The sequence below is a fragment of the Salinimicrobium oceani genome (assembly GCF_012037645.1).
Genome location: NZ_JAAVJR010000006.1, coordinates 1 through 14979, shown reverse-complemented (window position 1 = coordinate 14979; position 14979 = coordinate 1). Strand labels below are relative to the sequence as shown.

Annotated in this window: 16 protein-coding genes and 1 pseudogene; 4 read left to right on the top strand and 13 right to left on the bottom strand. The window is 41.9% G+C overall.

Going from position 1 to position 14979, the window contains the following annotated elements; all coding sequences use genetic code 11:
* Positions 1-78 precede the first annotated feature (78 nt).
* The 3 genes from HC175_RS11345 to HC175_RS11335 are packed head-to-tail and all read right to left on the bottom strand — an operon-like array spanning position 79 to position 1930.
* On the bottom strand, positions 79-960 hold the full coding sequence (locus HC175_RS11345) for a fructosamine kinase family protein (RefSeq protein ID WP_235942603.1): 882 nt from the start codon (positions 958-960) through the stop codon (positions 79-81).
* Positions 923-1414, bottom strand: a complete 492-nt coding sequence (locus tag HC175_RS11340) for a dihydrofolate reductase (protein ID WP_168138620.1) — start codon at positions 1412-1414, stop codon at positions 923-925. The genes HC175_RS11345 and HC175_RS11340 overlap by 38 nt, the downstream gene beginning before the upstream one ends.
* 3 nt (positions 1415-1417) lie before the next feature.
* Positions 1418-1930, bottom strand: coding sequence for a 2TM domain-containing protein (locus HC175_RS11335; protein ID WP_235942602.1), 513 nt, complete (start codon positions 1928-1930; stop codon positions 1418-1420).
* On the opposite strand from HC175_RS11335, the gene HC175_RS11330 reads away from it, so the two are divergent.
* Entirely contained in the window at positions 1931-3004 is a 1074-nt protein-coding gene (locus tag HC175_RS11330; protein ID WP_168138619.1) for an aminotransferase class V-fold PLP-dependent enzyme, read from the top strand.
* Positions 3005-3115: 111 nt separating this feature from the next.
* Here the strand turns inward: HC175_RS11330 and asnA are convergent, their stop codons facing one another.
* The 10 genes from asnA to HC175_RS11280 all read right to left on the bottom strand — a co-directional run bounded on the left by asnA (position 3116) and on the right by HC175_RS11280 (position 12134).
* Complete coding sequence (gene asnA, locus HC175_RS11325; protein WP_168138618.1) at positions 3116-4135, bottom strand: aspartate--ammonia ligase; 1020 nt, start codon at positions 4133-4135, stop codon at positions 3116-3118.
* A 340-nt stretch (positions 4136-4475) separates the two neighbouring features.
* A complete protein-coding gene (locus tag HC175_RS11320) occupies positions 4476-4757 on the bottom strand; it encodes a DUF427 domain-containing protein (protein ID WP_168138617.1) in 282 nt (93 codons plus the stop codon).
* 1 nt (position 4758) lies between these two features.
* Positions 4759-5727, bottom strand: a complete 969-nt coding sequence (gene egtD / locus HC175_RS11315) for an L-histidine N(alpha)-methyltransferase (protein ID WP_168138616.1) — start codon at positions 5725-5727, stop codon at positions 4759-4761.
* Between the two features lie 158 nt (positions 5728-5885).
* Positions 5886-6299 (bottom strand): energy transducer TonB, encoded by a 414-nt coding sequence (locus HC175_RS11310; RefSeq protein ID WP_168138615.1) that lies wholly within the window; start codon positions 6297-6299, stop codon positions 5886-5888.
* Positions 6300-6316: 17 nt separating this feature from the next.
* A complete protein-coding gene (locus HC175_RS11305) occupies positions 6317-6691 on the bottom strand; it encodes an energy transducer TonB (RefSeq protein WP_168138614.1) in 375 nt (124 codons plus the stop codon).
* 31 nt (positions 6692-6722) lie between these two features.
* Positions 6723-7547 carry a thymidylate synthase gene (locus tag HC175_RS11300; RefSeq protein ID WP_168138613.1) on the bottom strand — a complete coding sequence of 275 codons (825 nt, stop codon included), beginning with the start codon at positions 7545-7547 and terminating at the stop codon, positions 6723-6725.
* A 294-nt stretch (positions 7548-7841) separates the two neighbouring features.
* Entirely contained in the window at positions 7842-9554 is a 1713-nt protein-coding gene (locus HC175_RS11295) for a nucleoside transporter C-terminal domain-containing protein (protein ID WP_168138612.1), read from the bottom strand.
* 11 nt (positions 9555-9565) lie between these two features.
* The gene (locus HC175_RS11290) at positions 9566-10189 is read right to left on the bottom strand and encodes a bifunctional nuclease family protein (RefSeq protein WP_168138611.1); all 624 of its coding nucleotides are present in this window, start codon (positions 10187-10189) and stop codon (positions 9566-9568) included.
* 84 nt (positions 10190-10273) lie between these two features.
* Positions 10274-11242, bottom strand: a complete 969-nt coding sequence (locus HC175_RS11285; RefSeq protein WP_168138610.1) for an electron transfer flavoprotein subunit alpha/FixB family protein — start codon at positions 11240-11242, stop codon at positions 10274-10276.
* A 145-nt stretch (positions 11243-11387) separates the two neighbouring features.
* A complete protein-coding gene (locus tag HC175_RS11280) occupies positions 11388-12134 on the bottom strand; it encodes an electron transfer flavoprotein subunit beta/FixA family protein (protein WP_168138609.1) in 747 nt (248 codons plus the stop codon).
* Between the two features lie 168 nt (positions 12135-12302).
* Here HC175_RS11280 and HC175_RS11275 point away from each other — a divergent pair, with 168 nt between their 5' ends.
* The 3 genes and pseudogenes from HC175_RS11275 to HC175_RS24225 form a co-directional block, all read left to right on the top strand.
* Positions 12303-13283, top strand: coding sequence for a pyruvate dehydrogenase complex E1 component subunit beta (locus HC175_RS11275; protein ID WP_168138608.1), 981 nt, complete (start codon positions 12303-12305; stop codon positions 13281-13283).
* Positions 13284-13629: 346 nt separating this feature from the next.
* Positions 13630-14145 carry an inorganic diphosphatase gene (locus HC175_RS11270; protein WP_168138607.1) on the top strand — a complete coding sequence of 172 codons (516 nt, stop codon included), beginning with the start codon at positions 13630-13632 and terminating at the stop codon, positions 14143-14145.
* Between the two features lie 103 nt (positions 14146-14248).
* A pseudogene (locus HC175_RS24225) lies at positions 14249-14979 on the top strand (transposase family protein); the annotation flags it as partial.

Below are 14979 nucleotides of genomic sequence, written 5' to 3'. Positions count from 1 at the left end.
TTATGTTCTTAAATATAATTGAAATGAGAGGGCTCTTCCACTAAAGAACTGCTAAAACTGCCAGTGCGCCTGTTAAGATTATGAAAAGCCTGCGATGACTTTTTTTACCTGCGGAAGATAGCTGCTCCCAAAAATATTGAGGTGCACCAGGAGGTAATACAATTGCCACATCGAAAGTCTTTCTTTCCATCCCGATTCAAGCGGAAAAGCAGAATGATATATTTGAAAGACATCTTCGGGAAAACCTCCAAAAAGCTTCATCATCGCCAGGTCCATTTCCCGGGGGCCATAACAAACAGCAGGATCTATGAGACAGGGCAGGCCTTCCTGGTTGACAAGATAATTTCCGCTCCAAAGATCTCCGTGAATGAGGGCGGGAGGTTCATTGGGTATTTCCAGGGCGATGTTTTTAAAAACACGGGAAAGATTCTGGAGTAAAAATCCTCTTTCTGATGCCATTTTTATTTGCGGTTCCAATCGTTGATGAATATAAAAGTCGGCGGCCGAACTTTCAGCATTGTTGTATTGAGCAAGACTGCCAATATAATTTGAAGATGGAAATCCGAAATTTATGGAAGTGTTTCTGTGAAGCTGAGCAAGTTGTTGACCAAATACCTCCCAAAAATGCACTTTTTGAGACCCTTCTTTTTTGTACTCCAGCAGGAGATAAGCAGACTCTTCAATTTGTCCCACGGCAAAAACTTCTGGGGCATCTAAAGCTTTGGCAATTTTCAGCGCGTCCAGTCCCGCTTTCTCTGCAGCGAACATACCGGGGAACTTTGTGGCAGAATTTATTTTAATAACCCTTTCACCTTCAGAGGTCCGTAAAAGATAAACCCGATTAATACTTCCGCCGGCGAGGGAAATGCTAGTCTTTACCTGGAAATTGTGTTGCTCTCCAAGTTGTTTTATTACCTTTTCGTCATTCTGAACGCTCATAAGTGAGATAGGTAAAGGCATAGTTGTGGCGCTCGTCTTCCGAATGTTTTTCAGAAGCTGTGAGTTTCCATTTATCCTTGTCTATTTCAGGAAAAAACGTATCGGCTTCAAAAGTGCCATGAACCCTTGTAAGCTCAATGCAATCTGCCTTTTCCATAGCCAGTTCATAGATCTCACCGCCCCCAATGACAAAGGCTTCCTCTTCATTGTTTACAAGCTCGAGAGCTTCATCTAAAGAATGTACTACTATAGTATTAGCTGGTTGATAATCCTTCTTGCGGGTGATGATGACATGTTTTCGGTTAGGCAACAACTTTGGAAAGGTTTCAAAAGTTTTGCGGCCCATGATGATGGTGTGGCCGGTAGTAAGTTGCTTAAACCTCTTGAAATCATCTGGCAAATGCCATACAAGATCTTTATCCTTGCCAAGTTCATTTCCTTCTCCAGCCGCTGCAATTATGGTGATTTTTGCCATTTTTCAAGTGTTAGTAGGTTGATCGGGATCTATGGGGCGGGGTGTGGTAGGAGGAATGTAGGGTTCTTCTTTATGGGGTAAGGGATGATCCCGCTCTACTTTCTTCTGAAGTTCGGCAATCTTTCTCTGCTGTTTCGCCACGAGCCGTTCCACCTGTTCATTCTCCCAGGCCCTTCCGAAGAATTTATTGGTCACAAACACATTGAAAACGTGAATGAGAAAAATGATTGCCCATAAGATGATCGCCCATACAAACCAATCGATGCCAAAGGGATTGATATCTGTGCCAATCTCGAAAATGACGTTGAGGAGGATCAATATTACAGCGCCAAATAAAAAGACTATAAAGTGCTGGTAGAGCCTTCTTTTTTGCCTCGCCCTTAGCTGCGCCCTTTCAATTAACTCCCGTTGTTCGGGATCGATCTTGGAAGAAGTATTATTTTTTGACATCATTTTATGATCTATTTTAGTAAGGATCTCAAATTTATTGATTTTACTTCGGAATAATTCCCGCAAATGAAGAATTTTAAGAAACAGTTTCCGCTGCTTGAGCAGTACACTTACCTTAACGCAGCTGCTTCAGGATTACTTTCTGAAGCCTTACTTGATTTTAGACAGGAGCACGATCTCGATTTTTTGATTGGAGGCAGCCTTTTTAGAGAACAGCGGAATGAGGTATTTCTACTGGCTAGAAAAGCGGTTGGCGGCCTGTTTGGATGCGCCCCGAACTTGGTGGCTTTAACGCCTAATTTTTCCCTGTGTTTTAATCTCCTTATGGCTGGTATAGATCCCAGTAAAAAGGTGCTCTTGTTAAAGAACGATTACCCGGCTGTGAACTGGACCGTGACCTCTCGGGGATTTGACGTGTGTTATGCAGAGATCAATGAAGATCTCGAAAAGAATATAGCTGAGGCAGTTGCAAAGGAGCGGCCAGATATTTTTGCTTTTAGTCTGGTGCAGTATATCGACGGCATCAAGATGGACCAGGAGTTTTTAAAGCAGCTAAAATCGCAATATCCCGCGTTGCTTCTCTTTGCTGATGGTACGCAATATTGCGGCACCGAAAGCTTTGACTTCTCAACATCTGCCCTGGATGTTCTTGGAGCCAGTGCTTATAAATGGCTGAATGCCGGCTACGGAAATGGTTTTTTCCTGTTCAAAGATCATATGCAGGAGCTCTTTACTTCTGAAAATCTTGAGGTAAAAGAGCTTCAAAGCAGGAACAAGCCTTATCACGGCAGCTTTATCGGAAAATTTGAGCCAGGTCACCTGGATACGCTTAACTTCGGAAGTTTAAAAGTTGCTGTTGATCTTATAAAGCAGGTAGGGATGGAGGAAATCGAGACGCGAATTAAAGACCTCTCTAAGCTCGCTAAACAGAAGCTTTCTGAAAAAGGTATGCTGGAAAATTCGGTTGTTAACCGGAAGCAGCATTCTTCCATTTTCAATATTAAAGGAGACGAGAAATTGTTTCAGAAATTTAGTGGCAGCAGGATCATCTGCTCTCAAAGAGGAGATGGCATAAGAGTTAGTTTTAATTATTTCAATACTGAGGCTGATCTTGATCAACTGCTAAAACAAATAAATTAATGCTAGTCAAAAATGGCATTTTTGACTAGCATTAATTTTCTATCTCTTAGGTTAAACGAATGAATAAAAAAAAGGCCTCACGGGTTTTCAAATCCTGGAGGCTTTTCTGTATTATAGAAGAAAGATACCTTTTGTTTCTAGTTCCTGTCGCATTTCCTCTGGCCAAATGCTTACCTGTACCTCTCCAATGTGGTTTTTTCTAAGCAGAAACATACAAAGTCTTGACTGCCCAATTCCGCCGCCAATAGTTTGAGGTAATTTTCCTTGCAGTAGTTCCCGGTGATAATGGAATGCTGTTCTGTCTTCTGCCTTCCTTATCTTTAACTGCTCTTCTAGTACCGCTGCATCTACTCTTATTCCCATAGAGGAAATCTCAAATGCCTGCTCCAGGACAGGGTGCCATACCAGGATGTCCCCGTTAAGACCTTTGGTAGTAGCCGAAGTTGGAGTACTCCAGTCATCATAATCTGGCGCACGCCCATCATGCGGCTCTCCACTTCCAAGTACCCCTCCGATCCCCATTAAAAAGACAGCTCCAAATTCTCTTGTTACACGATCCTCTCTTTGTTTAGGAGAGAGATGAGGATAGCTTTCTTGAAGTTCTTCGGAATGTAAAAAGATGATTTTTGCAGGAAGTACAGGAGTGAGCAGGGGATGAGATGCAGCAACAGCAGCTTCGGCAGCAAGCATTGCGGCATATATCTTTCTTACTTCCTGCTTAAGAAATTTCAGGTTACGATCTTCTGGAGCAATTACTTTTTCCCAGTCCCATTGATCTACCGAGATGGAATGTAAGGGTCCCAAATCTTCATCTGGTCTTAGCGCCTTCATGTCGGTGACAATTCCTGTGCCCGGTTCAAGCTCGTATTCTTTTAATCTGAGCCGTTTCCATTTTGCCAGAGACTGCACCACTTCGGCCCTTCGTTCCTGCATTGATTTTATAGGGAATCCCACGGGCCGCTCAACACCGTTAAGATCATCATTTACCCCGGTTCCATGAAGCACAACAGTTGGTGCCGAAACTTTGGTTAGGGCAAGCTGCTCCTTAAGATACTGTTCAAAAGCTGTTTTTACTAATTGCACCGATTCTTCGGTGGCTAACTTTTCTGATAATTGTACTGTAGATTTCATTTTATGTGGTTTTTGTGTGTTATAAAATTTTTCCTGAAATTAAAAAGCCCGCCCCGGGAAGGAGGCAGGCTTTTAAGCGCAGAGTTCCTCTCCCTCGGGTGGCGGACTATTATTATTGATATTATTATTCTGAAGTCGTTTCATATGTGTGCAAAAAAAAAGCCTTTCCGGTGGCGGAAAGGCTTTAAATATTGTAGTAGGATTTTTCTAAACAATAAGAGCTCTCCGCAATCTGAGTAAATTCAGATTGTTATTGAAATTATTATTGTTGTTATTGAAAATCACCAGATTTGTCTTTTTTGATCTTTGTAAACTTAGCTGTTTTTTCTGAAATAAAAAATTATTTCTGAATTTCCACGCCTTTCCAAAATGCAACATGATCTTTAATCTGGGCGGCTTCTGGCTTTGGATGCGGATAAAACCAGGCGGCATCGGGATTTGAAGCATCACCCACCTGCAGGTGGAAATATGAAGCTTTTCCCTTCCAGGAACAGATAGTATGAGTATCGCTTAGCTGAAAAAATTCTGATCTTATAGCATCGGGAGGAAAATAAAAATTATTTTCTACTTCAATTGTTTTATCGCTTTCGGCAATGATGGTGTTGTTCCAGATAGCTTTCATATCATAAGGTTTGAAAAAGGTAATTTTTGAAGCACTTTTCCTTATCGGTCCAGTTCTTTACTATTTGCAGCCCAGCCTCTTCGGCGAGCCAGGAAATTGAGGTGTCATCATATTTTTGGGATATTTCAGTATGAATGGTTTCCCATGCCTGGAAATGCACTTCGAGATTTAGATCATTGATTTGAACGACCTGCTCTTTTTTGCTCACCAGGTAACTTTTTGCAATCCCCGTCTCCGGATCGTACAATGGCCAGTGCATGAAAGCTTCCAAATCGAAATTGGCTTCCAGTTCACGGTTTATTCGGGTGAGCAGATTTTTATTGAAAGCTGCAGTTATGCCGGAGGTGTCATTATATGCATCAAGAATTACCTGGGGATGCTTTTTTTGATCAACGCCCATAAAGAACAGATCTTTACTATTCATAGAAGCCTTTATCCCAGAAAGGAAATTGATTGCCTCCTGCTGCGATAGATTTCCAATATTGGACCCAAGGAACAAAATGATCTTTTTTCTGTTCTTGTATTCTGAAAGTTTGGTTAGTACCTGGGCATAAGTTCCCTGCTGAGGTTCGACCTCTATCCCTGGAATTTCGGTTTCCAGGCTTTGGCTTAGCTGCTCAAGTACATTCTGACTTATATCTACAGGCAAATATTTGAAATCATAATTTTTTTCTTCAAAATGCCGTAGCAAAACCTTTGTTTTCTTGCCGTCACCTGCTCCCAGTTCGATGAGGTCAAAACCTTCTAGGGAAGCAAAGGCCTCGCCTATTTCCTCTCTATGCCGTACAAGGATCTGGTATTCCTTACCTGTGAGATAATATTCGGGCAAACCCATGATCTGCTGAAAAAGCTGGTCTCCTTTTTCGTCGTAAAAAAATTTGGAGCTCAGTTTCTTAGGATAGGAAGTGAGGCCGCAAAAAACATCTTCAGCAAATTGTGTTTTAAATTCCGGAGGTTTTGTTCTATTCATAAAAAAAGGATTTCCGGCAGCCCCTTTTATCTCGAACAAAAAAGGAAACCTGCCGGTTTCCTTCAAATTTAAAATTTTATAAGTGCCTTTTAGTTAAAGCTATACTAACAATTGTACGGCAGCAGCTCTGAATATGCAATAGAGAAATCTACGCCGTATCAAAAAGTAAAGGGAACTTTATAACTTACCGCTGTAGGTTTTCCAGCTACTTGTCCCGGCTTCATTTGCGGAATTGCGAGAATGATGCGTTTTGCCTCCTCGTTAAGTTCCTTTTTAGCACCTTCTACCTTTGTAATCTCTGGTTTTCCTTTGGCGTTGATCACAAAAGAAACAATAGCTTTTCCCCGAATGAAATTACCATTGGCATCTTTGGGGAATTTGTAATTCTCCTTTAAATGCTGCGTAAGTTTTTCCTTAAAACAAACTTTTGATGGCACAGTGGCTGCCTCGCACCCCGGCCATACCGGTGGCGTCTGTTTGGTGGTCATGGTATTGCCAGTGACTTTAACGCCTTCTTGTGCAAAGAGGCTAGCCCCTGTAAAAAGAAAAAGGATGAGCAGTAATTTTTTCATGACAGGGGCTTTTAAGTTTAAAATTTATAAGTGGTAGTAAAATTTCTTGAATCAGGTTTTCCATTTAGGGTTCCTGGCTTCATATCTGGGATCTTTTCCAGCATCTCTCTTGCTGCCTTATTTACTTCAGGTTTTGGTCCCTCAACAGATTTAACGACAACCTCTCCTTTTTCGTTTACATCAAAGGAAACCTTTACCTGGGCCCTGATGTATTCATTGTTCTTCATAGGGTATTCATAATGTTCCCTTACATGTGCGCTCAATTTCTCATTAAAACATGCTGCTTTGTCTTCGCTGTCTTCGCAGCCGGGCCAAACGGGAGATGTTTGCTGGGCCTGGGCTGCTGCCATTCCTCCAAAGAAAAAACAGGTGATCATTAAGAACTTCTTCATACTTCTTGAAAATTTAAAAATTAGAAAAAAATTATACCGCTACTTTGCCTTTTATGGCAGCATGCGGATCGTAATTTTCCAATATAAAATCTTCAAATTTAAAATCAAAAATATTTTTCACTTCCGGGTTCAGCTTCATGGTTGGCAGCTCCCTTGGGTCCCGTGACAGCTGGAGGTTTACCTGTTCCAGGTGATTGTTGTAGATATGGGCATCGCCAAAAGTGTGAATAAAATCTCCGGGTTCATAGCCGCATACCTGCGCTATCATGAGCGTGAGCAGGGCATAAGATGCGATATTAAACGGCACGCCTAAAAAGATATCTGCGCTGCGCTGGTATAGCTGACAAGATAATTTTCCGTCAGCCACATAGAACTGAAAAAAAGCATGACAGGGGGGAAGGGCTGCTTTCCCATTGGCCACGTTTTCTGAAAACGATTTTGAAGTATCAGGTAAGACTGAAGGGTTCCATGCGGTCACCAGCATTCGGCGACTATTGGGATTCTTCTTGAGCGTCTCCACAACTTCCTTGATCTGGTCAATATCCTCACTATTCCAGTTGCGCCACTGGTGGCCGTATACGGGACCAAGATCACCATGTTCATTGGCCCATTCGTTCCAGATGCGCACCCCATTTTCCTGGAGGTACTTGATGTTCGTGTCCCCATTAAGGAACCAGAGCAATTCGTAAATGATGGATTTAAGATGTAACTTTTTAGTGGTTACCATAGGAAAACCTTTGCTGAGGTCAAAGCGCATTTGATAACCAAAAACACTTTTAGTACCCGTACCTGTGCGGTCTCCTTTTTCATTGCCGTTCTCCAGCACGTGTTTTATAAGGTCGTGGTATTGCTTCATAGTATTAGATTAAAAGAACTGCAATGCCTGATATTCTACTTTGTAGTTCTGTAAGTAACTGCCTTAGAGGTATAAGTTGCCGGATGCTTCCGGGTCAAAAATGACAAATTCCGGATCAATTTCAGCTAAAATAAAAAACTGTTCCAATTAATAAAGTTAATTCCAAAAGGGAGTTATAACAGACTTATTAACTAGAAGAATTTTATTCGGGTTGAGAGAAAGAAGACTCCCGGTAAAAAAAATAAAGGTCTTTATTCTTGGCTCTTAGTTCTCCTTTAGGACTAAAAGTGCAAATTAACCAATGATCATTCCCGCAATGGTAGCTGAAAGCAAGGAGGCAATAGTTCCTCCAATAAGGGCCTTCATTCCAAATTCTGAAAGGGTCTTTCTCTGGCCAGGAGCGAGAGAACCAATCCCTCCGATCTGGATTCCTATAGAAGCAAAATTTGCAAAGCCGCAGAGCATGTAGGTAGCCATGATGATCGATTTTTCGTAAGTCAGGCTTAGAGCGTTCAACGGATTTTTCAATTCTGCCAGTTGAATATAACCCACAAATTCACTTGCTGCGAGTTTTATTCCCAGCAGTTGTCCCATGAGCATCATATCTTCGGTAGCTACTCCAATAAGCCACATAAGTGGTGCAAATACGAGTCCAAGAAGAGACTCAAGAGAGAGCTTTGCATAAGGTGTATTTTCGGCCATTACCGCATTAAGGCTCGTTAATTCTCCAATTTTTCCCAGTCCGTAATTGATCATTGCAATGAATGCAATGAAAACAAGAAGCATTGCCGCTACATTGGCTGCAAGCTTTAAACCTTCTGTAGTACCATTGGCAATAGCATCAAGAATATTGGAACCGATTTTTTCTGAAGAGACTTCGACATTGGTGTCGATCTCCTGCTGCTGCGGATACAGGATCTTGGAAACTACAATGGCTCCCGGGGCTGCCATAACTGAAGCGGCCAGCAAATGCTTCGCAAACTCCAGCCTTAGTACGGGATCATCCCCACCTAAAAAGCCAATATAGGCTGCCAGTACACCTCCGGCAACTGTAGCCATACCACCAACCATCACCAGCAAGATCTCCGATCTGGTCATTCTTTCCAAATATGCTTTGATCATAAGAGGGGCTTCAGTTTGCCCCAGGAAGATGTTTCCGGCCACACTTAAACTTTCAGGGCCCGAAATTCCCATGAGCTTTGTGAGCACCCATGCCATTCCTTTTACCACCACCTGTATGATGCCAAGGTAGAAAAGTACCGAGGTAAGTGCAGAAAAGAAAACTATGGTTGGCAAAACCTGGAACAGAAAAATAAAACCATAACTGTTCACATCCATGAGCCCGCCCAGAAGAAATTCGCTTCCTGCGGCTGTGAACTCCAGGATAAGTACAAATCCCTTCCCTACAAATTCAAAAACATTTTGAACAACTGTCACTTTTAACACCCCAATTGCGAGCAGCAGTTGCGCTGCTAGACCCACAAGAATGGTTTTCCAGTTGATTGCTCTCCGGTTACTGCTGAACAAAAAGGCCAGTAGTAATAAGGAGATCATTCCAATTGCACCTCTCCAAAAGCTCTGAAAGGTGAATCCGGCGTTTGGGATCATCACTTTTGCGGTTGCTACCGGGAGGACCTCGTCTACCGTTTGAGGTATTTCAGTTAGCTTGTACTCTGAACTTCGGCTGGAAAGAACAAGGGTAGAATCTGTAAGTGTAGTTACTCTGAAATTCTGGATACTATCTTTTGGGCTGTCGTGGAAAAAGACCAGAACGTCATTTTGAAAAACATAATTCCCACTGGATCGGGGGGTAGTCTCCTGGTTCCCCAGGAGTTCGAAATTCCCGTTATCCAGTTTTAGTTGATCTATGCCCGGGGAGGTGTCAAAAAAGGCATTTTGGGTACTGTCTTCAACAGCTTCAAATTTCCAGGTTTTTGAGATCGATTGGGCAAAAGAGAGAGATATTCCGAAGAAGATCAGGAACAGGCAGCACCAGATTTTATTCATAAAAAGGGGGGTTATTTTCGCTTCGAAATTTCATCACGAATGCGGGCCGCTTTTTCATAATCTTCATTTTTTACGGCTTGATCTAACATATTATTTAGTTCGCTGAGGGAAAGTTTTTTATAATCTGGCCGATCCGATTTTATTTCGACCTCGTTTGAAAACAGTTCTTCTACGATGATATCTTCTTTTTGCTGTTCTTCCTCATGTTCCTTCTTCTCGTCACCTTTTAAATATATACCTGCTTTGTCCAGGATATTCTTATAGGTGAAAATGGGAGCCTGAAATCTTAGGGCCAGTGCAATGGCATCGCTGGTGCGAGCATCAATGATCTCCTCGATCTTATCTCTTTCACAGATAAGACTTGAATAAAAAACACCGTCTACAAGTTTATGAATGATCACCTGTTTTACAACCACTTCAAAGCGATCAGCAAAATTTTTAAACAGGTCGTGGGTGAGAGGCCGTGGGGGTTTGATCTCTTTTTCGAGAGCAATGGCAATAGATTGAGCCTCAAAGGCTCCAATAACTATGGGGAGTTTGCGTTCTCCTTCTACCTCGCTCAGGATTAGGGCATAAGCTCCGTTCTGTGTTTGGCTGTAAGAAATTCCTTTAATATTAAGGCGCACTAAACTCATACTTCAAAAATACAAAAAAAGCTGTCTAAAACGGGCAAAAACCTAATTTAGACAGCCCTTTAAACGGCACGCAATTTATAAAAATTATGCGTTATTCGCCTTAAACTCCTTTAATTTTTCAGTGAGTTTGGGTACGATCTCGAAAGCGTCACCAACTACGCCGTAATCTGCAGCTTTGAAGAAGGGAGCTTCTGGATCATTGTTGATTACCACTTTGGTTTTCGATGCACTTACCCCTGCCAAATGTTGAATAGCTCCGGAAATTCCTACAGCAATGTAAAGATTTGCTGCAACTGGTTTTCCCGTCTGCCCCACGTGTTCACTGTGAGGTCTCCAGCCCATGTCACTCACCGGCTTGGAACAGGCTGTTGCTGCGCCAAGGGTTTCTGCAAGTTCTTCGAGCATGCCCCAGTTATCTGGACCTTTCATGCCTCGACCGCCAGAAACCACGATCTCGGCGTCGGCAATGGTTACCTTATCTGCTGCTTTATCTACCGATATCACATTCACTGCAAAGTCTCCTTCTGAAAGAGAAGGGGAAAAATCTTCCTCACTGGCCGTGGCAGCACTTTCTTTCAGGCCAAAAGCGTTTTTAGATAAACCGATGATCTTTACATCTGTATCCAGGGTGGTGAAACTAAAGGCCTTATTCGTAAAAGCTGTTCTTTTCACCTGTAGTGGCTCGGTTCCTTCGGGCAGGCTTACCACATTTGATGCGTAACCTGCTTCCAGTTGAACGGCCAACAAGGGAGCCAGGTATTTTGCATTCGCACTCTGGCTTAGAACAATGACCTTTGCGCCTTCTTTTTCTGCAGCTTGCTTCAGTGCATCGGCATAGGCCTTGGCATTGAACTTTTGGAGCTTTTCATTGTTGATCTTTAACACCTTGCTTACGCCATACTTGCCGAGGTCGGCTGCATTATCGGCGTTAAAGGCGACTGCCGTGACTTCTGTTCCCAGCATGTCGGCAACTCCTTTTGCATAGGAAGCAACTTCCAACGCTGTCTTTTTGAACTGTCCTTCTTCTGATTCTGTATATACTAAAACTGACATATTTTCTTTATTGAATATTTTATATTGACTATTGAATATTAAATTCCAAATCCCAGGCACCAAATTCCAAAATTTTACCCGCCGTAGCTTTAGCGAAGGAGGGCCATCCTTGAATCCTTGAACCTCGAATCCTGAACCTTGAATTCTAAATTACCTTGGCTTCATTGTGAAGCAGGTTGATCAATTCGTCAAGGTTATCTGGGTCAATTAGTTTTATGTCTCCTTTTGGCTGTGGCTTTTCAAATTTCACAGCATTAGAATAGCTACCGGCCTCTACAGGTTCTACTACATTAAGTGGTTTTTTACGTGCCTGCATGATACCACGCATATTTGGAATTCGAAGATCGCTCTCCTGCACAATTCCCTTTTGCGCCCCTACTACAAGTGGAAGACTGGTTTTTAAAGTTTCCTTTCCTCCATCTATCTCTCTAATGACTGTAGCCTCGGTACCGTCTACTTCCAGGCCTATACAGGTATTCACAAAATTTGCGTCTATAAGTCCGGCCACCATTCCTGGCACCATTCCTCCATTATAGTCAATGGATTCTCTTCCGGCAAGGATGAGGTCGTATCCACCATCTTTAGCAACTTTTGCGATTTGTTTTGCAACATATATTCCGTCTGTTGCCGGGGTGTTTACTCTTATAGCGTTATCGGCGCCAATGGCTAGTGCTTTTCTTAAGGTAGGTTCTGTTTCGGCACCTCCTACATTGACAACATCTACGGTTGCTCCCTGCTTCTCCTTGAACCACATGGCCCTGGTAAGGCCGAATTCATCATTTGGATTGATCACGAACTGTACCCCTGCTGTATCAAATTTTGTATCTCCTTCAGAAAAATTGATTTTAGAGGTAGTATCAGGTACATGACTAATACACACTAATATTTTCATATATCTCAGAAATTTTTTAAAAAAAGTTTATAATTGGTCTACGAAGATACATAAAATGTGAGGAAAATTACTGTGCGTGCATAAGAAAATTTTGTTCCGAAGTAGGTGATTATCCTTTTATGAATTACTATTTTTGTGGTTCGAAAAAAATTAAACACAATACGTATAATGAAGACAATCCAATTCAGGGAAGCAATTGCCGAGGCCATGAGCGAGGAAATGCGCAGAGATGAATCCATTTATCTTATGGGGGAAGAGGTTGCTGAATATAATGGAGCTTATAAGGCATCAAAAGGAATGCTGGACGAATTTGGTCCGGACAGGGTTATTGATACACCCATTTCAGAATTAGGTTTTTCAGGAATAGGTGTGGGAAGCGCCATGAATGGAAATCGGCCTATCATCGAATTCATGACCTTCAACTTTTCCCTGGTGGGAATTGACCAGATCATTAACAACGCTGCGAAAATGCGCCAAATGAGTGGTGGGCAATTCAATGTACCTATAGTCTTTCGTGGGCCAACAGCTTCAGCAGGACAATTAGGGGCAACACACTCTCAGGCATTTGAAAGCTGGTATGCAAATACTCCCGGTTTAAAAGTGATCGTACCTTCTAATCCTTATGACGCTAAGGGACTTTTAAAAGCTGCAATTCGTGATGACGATCCTGTGATCTTCATGGAATCTGAGCAAATGTATGGAGATAAAGGAGAGGTGCCTGAAGAAGAATACGTATTGCCAATTGGAAAAGCCGATATTAAAAGAGAAGGTAGTGATGTTACTATAGTTTCCTTCGGAAAGATCATCAAACAAGCTTATAAGGCTGCAGAAGAATTGGAAAAGGACGGCATTTCATGTGAGATCATCGACCTGCGTACTATTCGTCCAATGGATCACGAAACCATTCTGGAATCTGTTAAAAAGACCAACAGGCTGGTCATTCTCGAAGAAGCATGGCCTTTTGGAAATGTTGCAACAGAGATCACTTACCAGGTGCAGTCACAGGCTTTCGATTTTCTTGACGCACCAATTGTGAAAATCAATACGGCCGATACTCCTGCACCATATTCTCCCGTACTATTGGAAGAGTGGTTGCCAAATCACATGGATGTGATCAAGGCGGTAAAGAAAGTAATGTACAAGGATTAAATAATACCTTCCAAAAATGACATTTTTGAGCCTCCTTTTTGGGAGGCTTTTTTTGTTAGATGATAGTGCAACTAAATTGTTCATGCGTATCTTTTGACAAGACCGCTTCGCTACAGGAACCAAGAGCCAGACTCTTTTTAGGAGAGCCGGGAGAGGGCGAAAATTGCATTCGTGTATTCGTGGCGAACTAAAAGGACTTTTTAGAATTTCTATTTCATTTTTCTAAATAAAAACCTAAACTTTTATCCCAGAGCAACTTCTTAAAATAATGTTGCTGCCTAAAACCGAATGAAGTAGTATATTTGCCGCCCCTAAGCAAAAAGAGTACTAAATATATAATATTGTAATGAGTAAAACATTTGACGTTCTTATCGAGATCCCGAAAGGGAGCCGTAATAAATACGAGTACGATTTTGATCTCAAGAAAGTCCGCTATGACAGGATGATCTTTTCATCCATGATGTATCCTGCAGATTATGGCTTTATTCCCGAAACCCTTGCCTTAGATGGAGACCCGCTTGATGTGCTGGTACTGGTAACAGAACCTACTTTTCCAGGCTGTGTGATGGAAGTGAAGCCCATTGGAGTATTCCACATGGCCGATGAGAAGGGACCAGATGAAAAAGTGATCTGTGTTCCCGTTTCAGACCCTATTTGGAACAGGTTGAACGATCTTAATGACGTTAACGGTCACCTTATCAAAGAGATTGAACATTTCTTCAAGGTCTATAAAGATCTTGAGCAAAAGAAGGTAGACGTAGAAGGCTGGGGAGACCTGCAGGAAGCAAATACCATCATTGAAGATTGTATTGAGAGATACAAGAATAGCAATGGAGAAAAGGGAAATTTTTCCATCCTCTAGATTTTCTCTGTTCCTGAACAGAAAAGGGCAGCTATATTTTTAGCTGCCCTTTTTCTTTGAAATGACCCGTCCTGAAATAAGTTGACAACAAATCGACTTATTTATGAAATCAATAACAAACAAAGCAGTTAAACGGACACAGAAGGATTACAACTTAGGCTTTAAATTGGCAGTAGTATCCCAGGTAGAAAAAGGTGAGTTGACATATAAACAAGCTCAGAAGACCTATGGCATCCAAGGAAGAAGTACAGTATTGGTTTGGTTAAGAAAACATGGTACTTTAGATTGGAGCCAACCAAGAAGATTGACCATGCCTAAATCAAAAGAGACACCAGCCCAGAAAATTAAAAGATTGGAGAGAGAACTTTCAGATGAGAAACTAAAAAATGAGATTCTCAACAAAATGATAGATATCTCCGATCAACAATACGGAACTTCTATTAGAAAAAAGTATTCTCCCAAACAATCTGGGGCATCCGACAGCAAAAACAAGTAAGCCTCTCTCGTTGTTGTCGATTGTTTGGGATAAGCAGACAAGCCATTTATCAGGGGCAGATCCGCAGTGAGAGAAGAGCTGCGGAACTTGCTTTGATCAAGCCCATGGTGAGTGAGATTCGTAGAAAAATGCCCAGGATTGGTACTCGAAAGTTGTATTATCTTCTTAAAGAGGATTTTAAACGCTGCAACCTTAAAATTGGAAGAGACAATCTGTTTAAATATCTGCGATCAGAGAATATGCTGATCAGATCAACAAAAAGTTATACTAAAACTACCCACTCCAAACATTGGTTGAAGAAGTACCCGAACCTCATGAAAGAAGTAACAGCAATCCGT

Excerpts from the sequence above, each read along its gene's own strand:
- HC175_RS11345 (WP_235942603.1), bottom strand. The coding sequence starts at position 960 with ATGCCTTTACCTATCTCACTTATGAGCGTTCAGAATGACGAAAAGGTA.
- HC175_RS11340 (WP_168138620.1), bottom strand. The coding sequence starts at position 1,414 with ATGGCAAAAATCACCATAATTGCAGCGGCTGGAGAAGGAAATGAACTT.
- HC175_RS11330 (WP_168138619.1), top strand. The coding sequence starts at position 1,931 with ATGAAGAATTTTAAGAAACAGTTTCCGCTGCTTGAGCAGTACACTTAC.
- asnA (WP_168138618.1), bottom strand. The coding sequence starts at position 4,135 with ATGAAATCTACAGTACAATTATCAGAAAAGTTAGCCACCGAAGAATCG.
- HC175_RS11320 (WP_168138617.1), bottom strand. The coding sequence starts at position 4,757 with ATGAAAGCTATCTGGAACAACACCATCATTGCCGAAAGCGATAAAACA.
- egtD (WP_168138616.1), bottom strand. The coding sequence starts at position 5,727 with ATGAATAGAACAAAACCTCCGGAATTTAAAACACAATTTGCTGAAGAT.
- HC175_RS11310 (WP_168138615.1), bottom strand. The coding sequence starts at position 6,299 with ATGAAAAAATTACTGCTCATCCTTTTTCTTTTTACAGGGGCTAGCCTC.
- HC175_RS11305 (WP_168138614.1), bottom strand. The coding sequence starts at position 6,691 with ATGAAGAAGTTCTTAATGATCACCTGTTTTTTCTTTGGAGGAATGGCA.
- HC175_RS11300 (WP_168138613.1), bottom strand. The coding sequence starts at position 7,547 with ATGAAGCAATACCACGACCTTATAAAACACGTGCTGGAGAACGGCAAT.
- HC175_RS11295 (WP_168138612.1), bottom strand. The coding sequence starts at position 9,554 with ATGAATAAAATCTGGTGCTGCCTGTTCCTGATCTTCTTCGGAATATCT.
- HC175_RS11290 (WP_168138611.1), bottom strand. The coding sequence starts at position 10,189 with ATGAGTTTAGTGCGCCTTAATATTAAAGGAATTTCTTACAGCCAAACA.
- HC175_RS11285 (WP_168138610.1), bottom strand. The coding sequence starts at position 11,242 with ATGTCAGTTTTAGTATATACAGAATCAGAAGAAGGACAGTTCAAAAAG.
- HC175_RS11280 (WP_168138609.1), bottom strand. The coding sequence starts at position 12,134 with ATGAAAATATTAGTGTGTATTAGTCATGTACCTGATACTACCTCTAAA.
- HC175_RS11275 (WP_168138608.1), top strand. The coding sequence starts at position 12,303 with ATGAAGACAATCCAATTCAGGGAAGCAATTGCCGAGGCCATGAGCGAG.
- HC175_RS11270 (WP_168138607.1), top strand. The coding sequence starts at position 13,630 with ATGAGTAAAACATTTGACGTTCTTATCGAGATCCCGAAAGGGAGCCGT.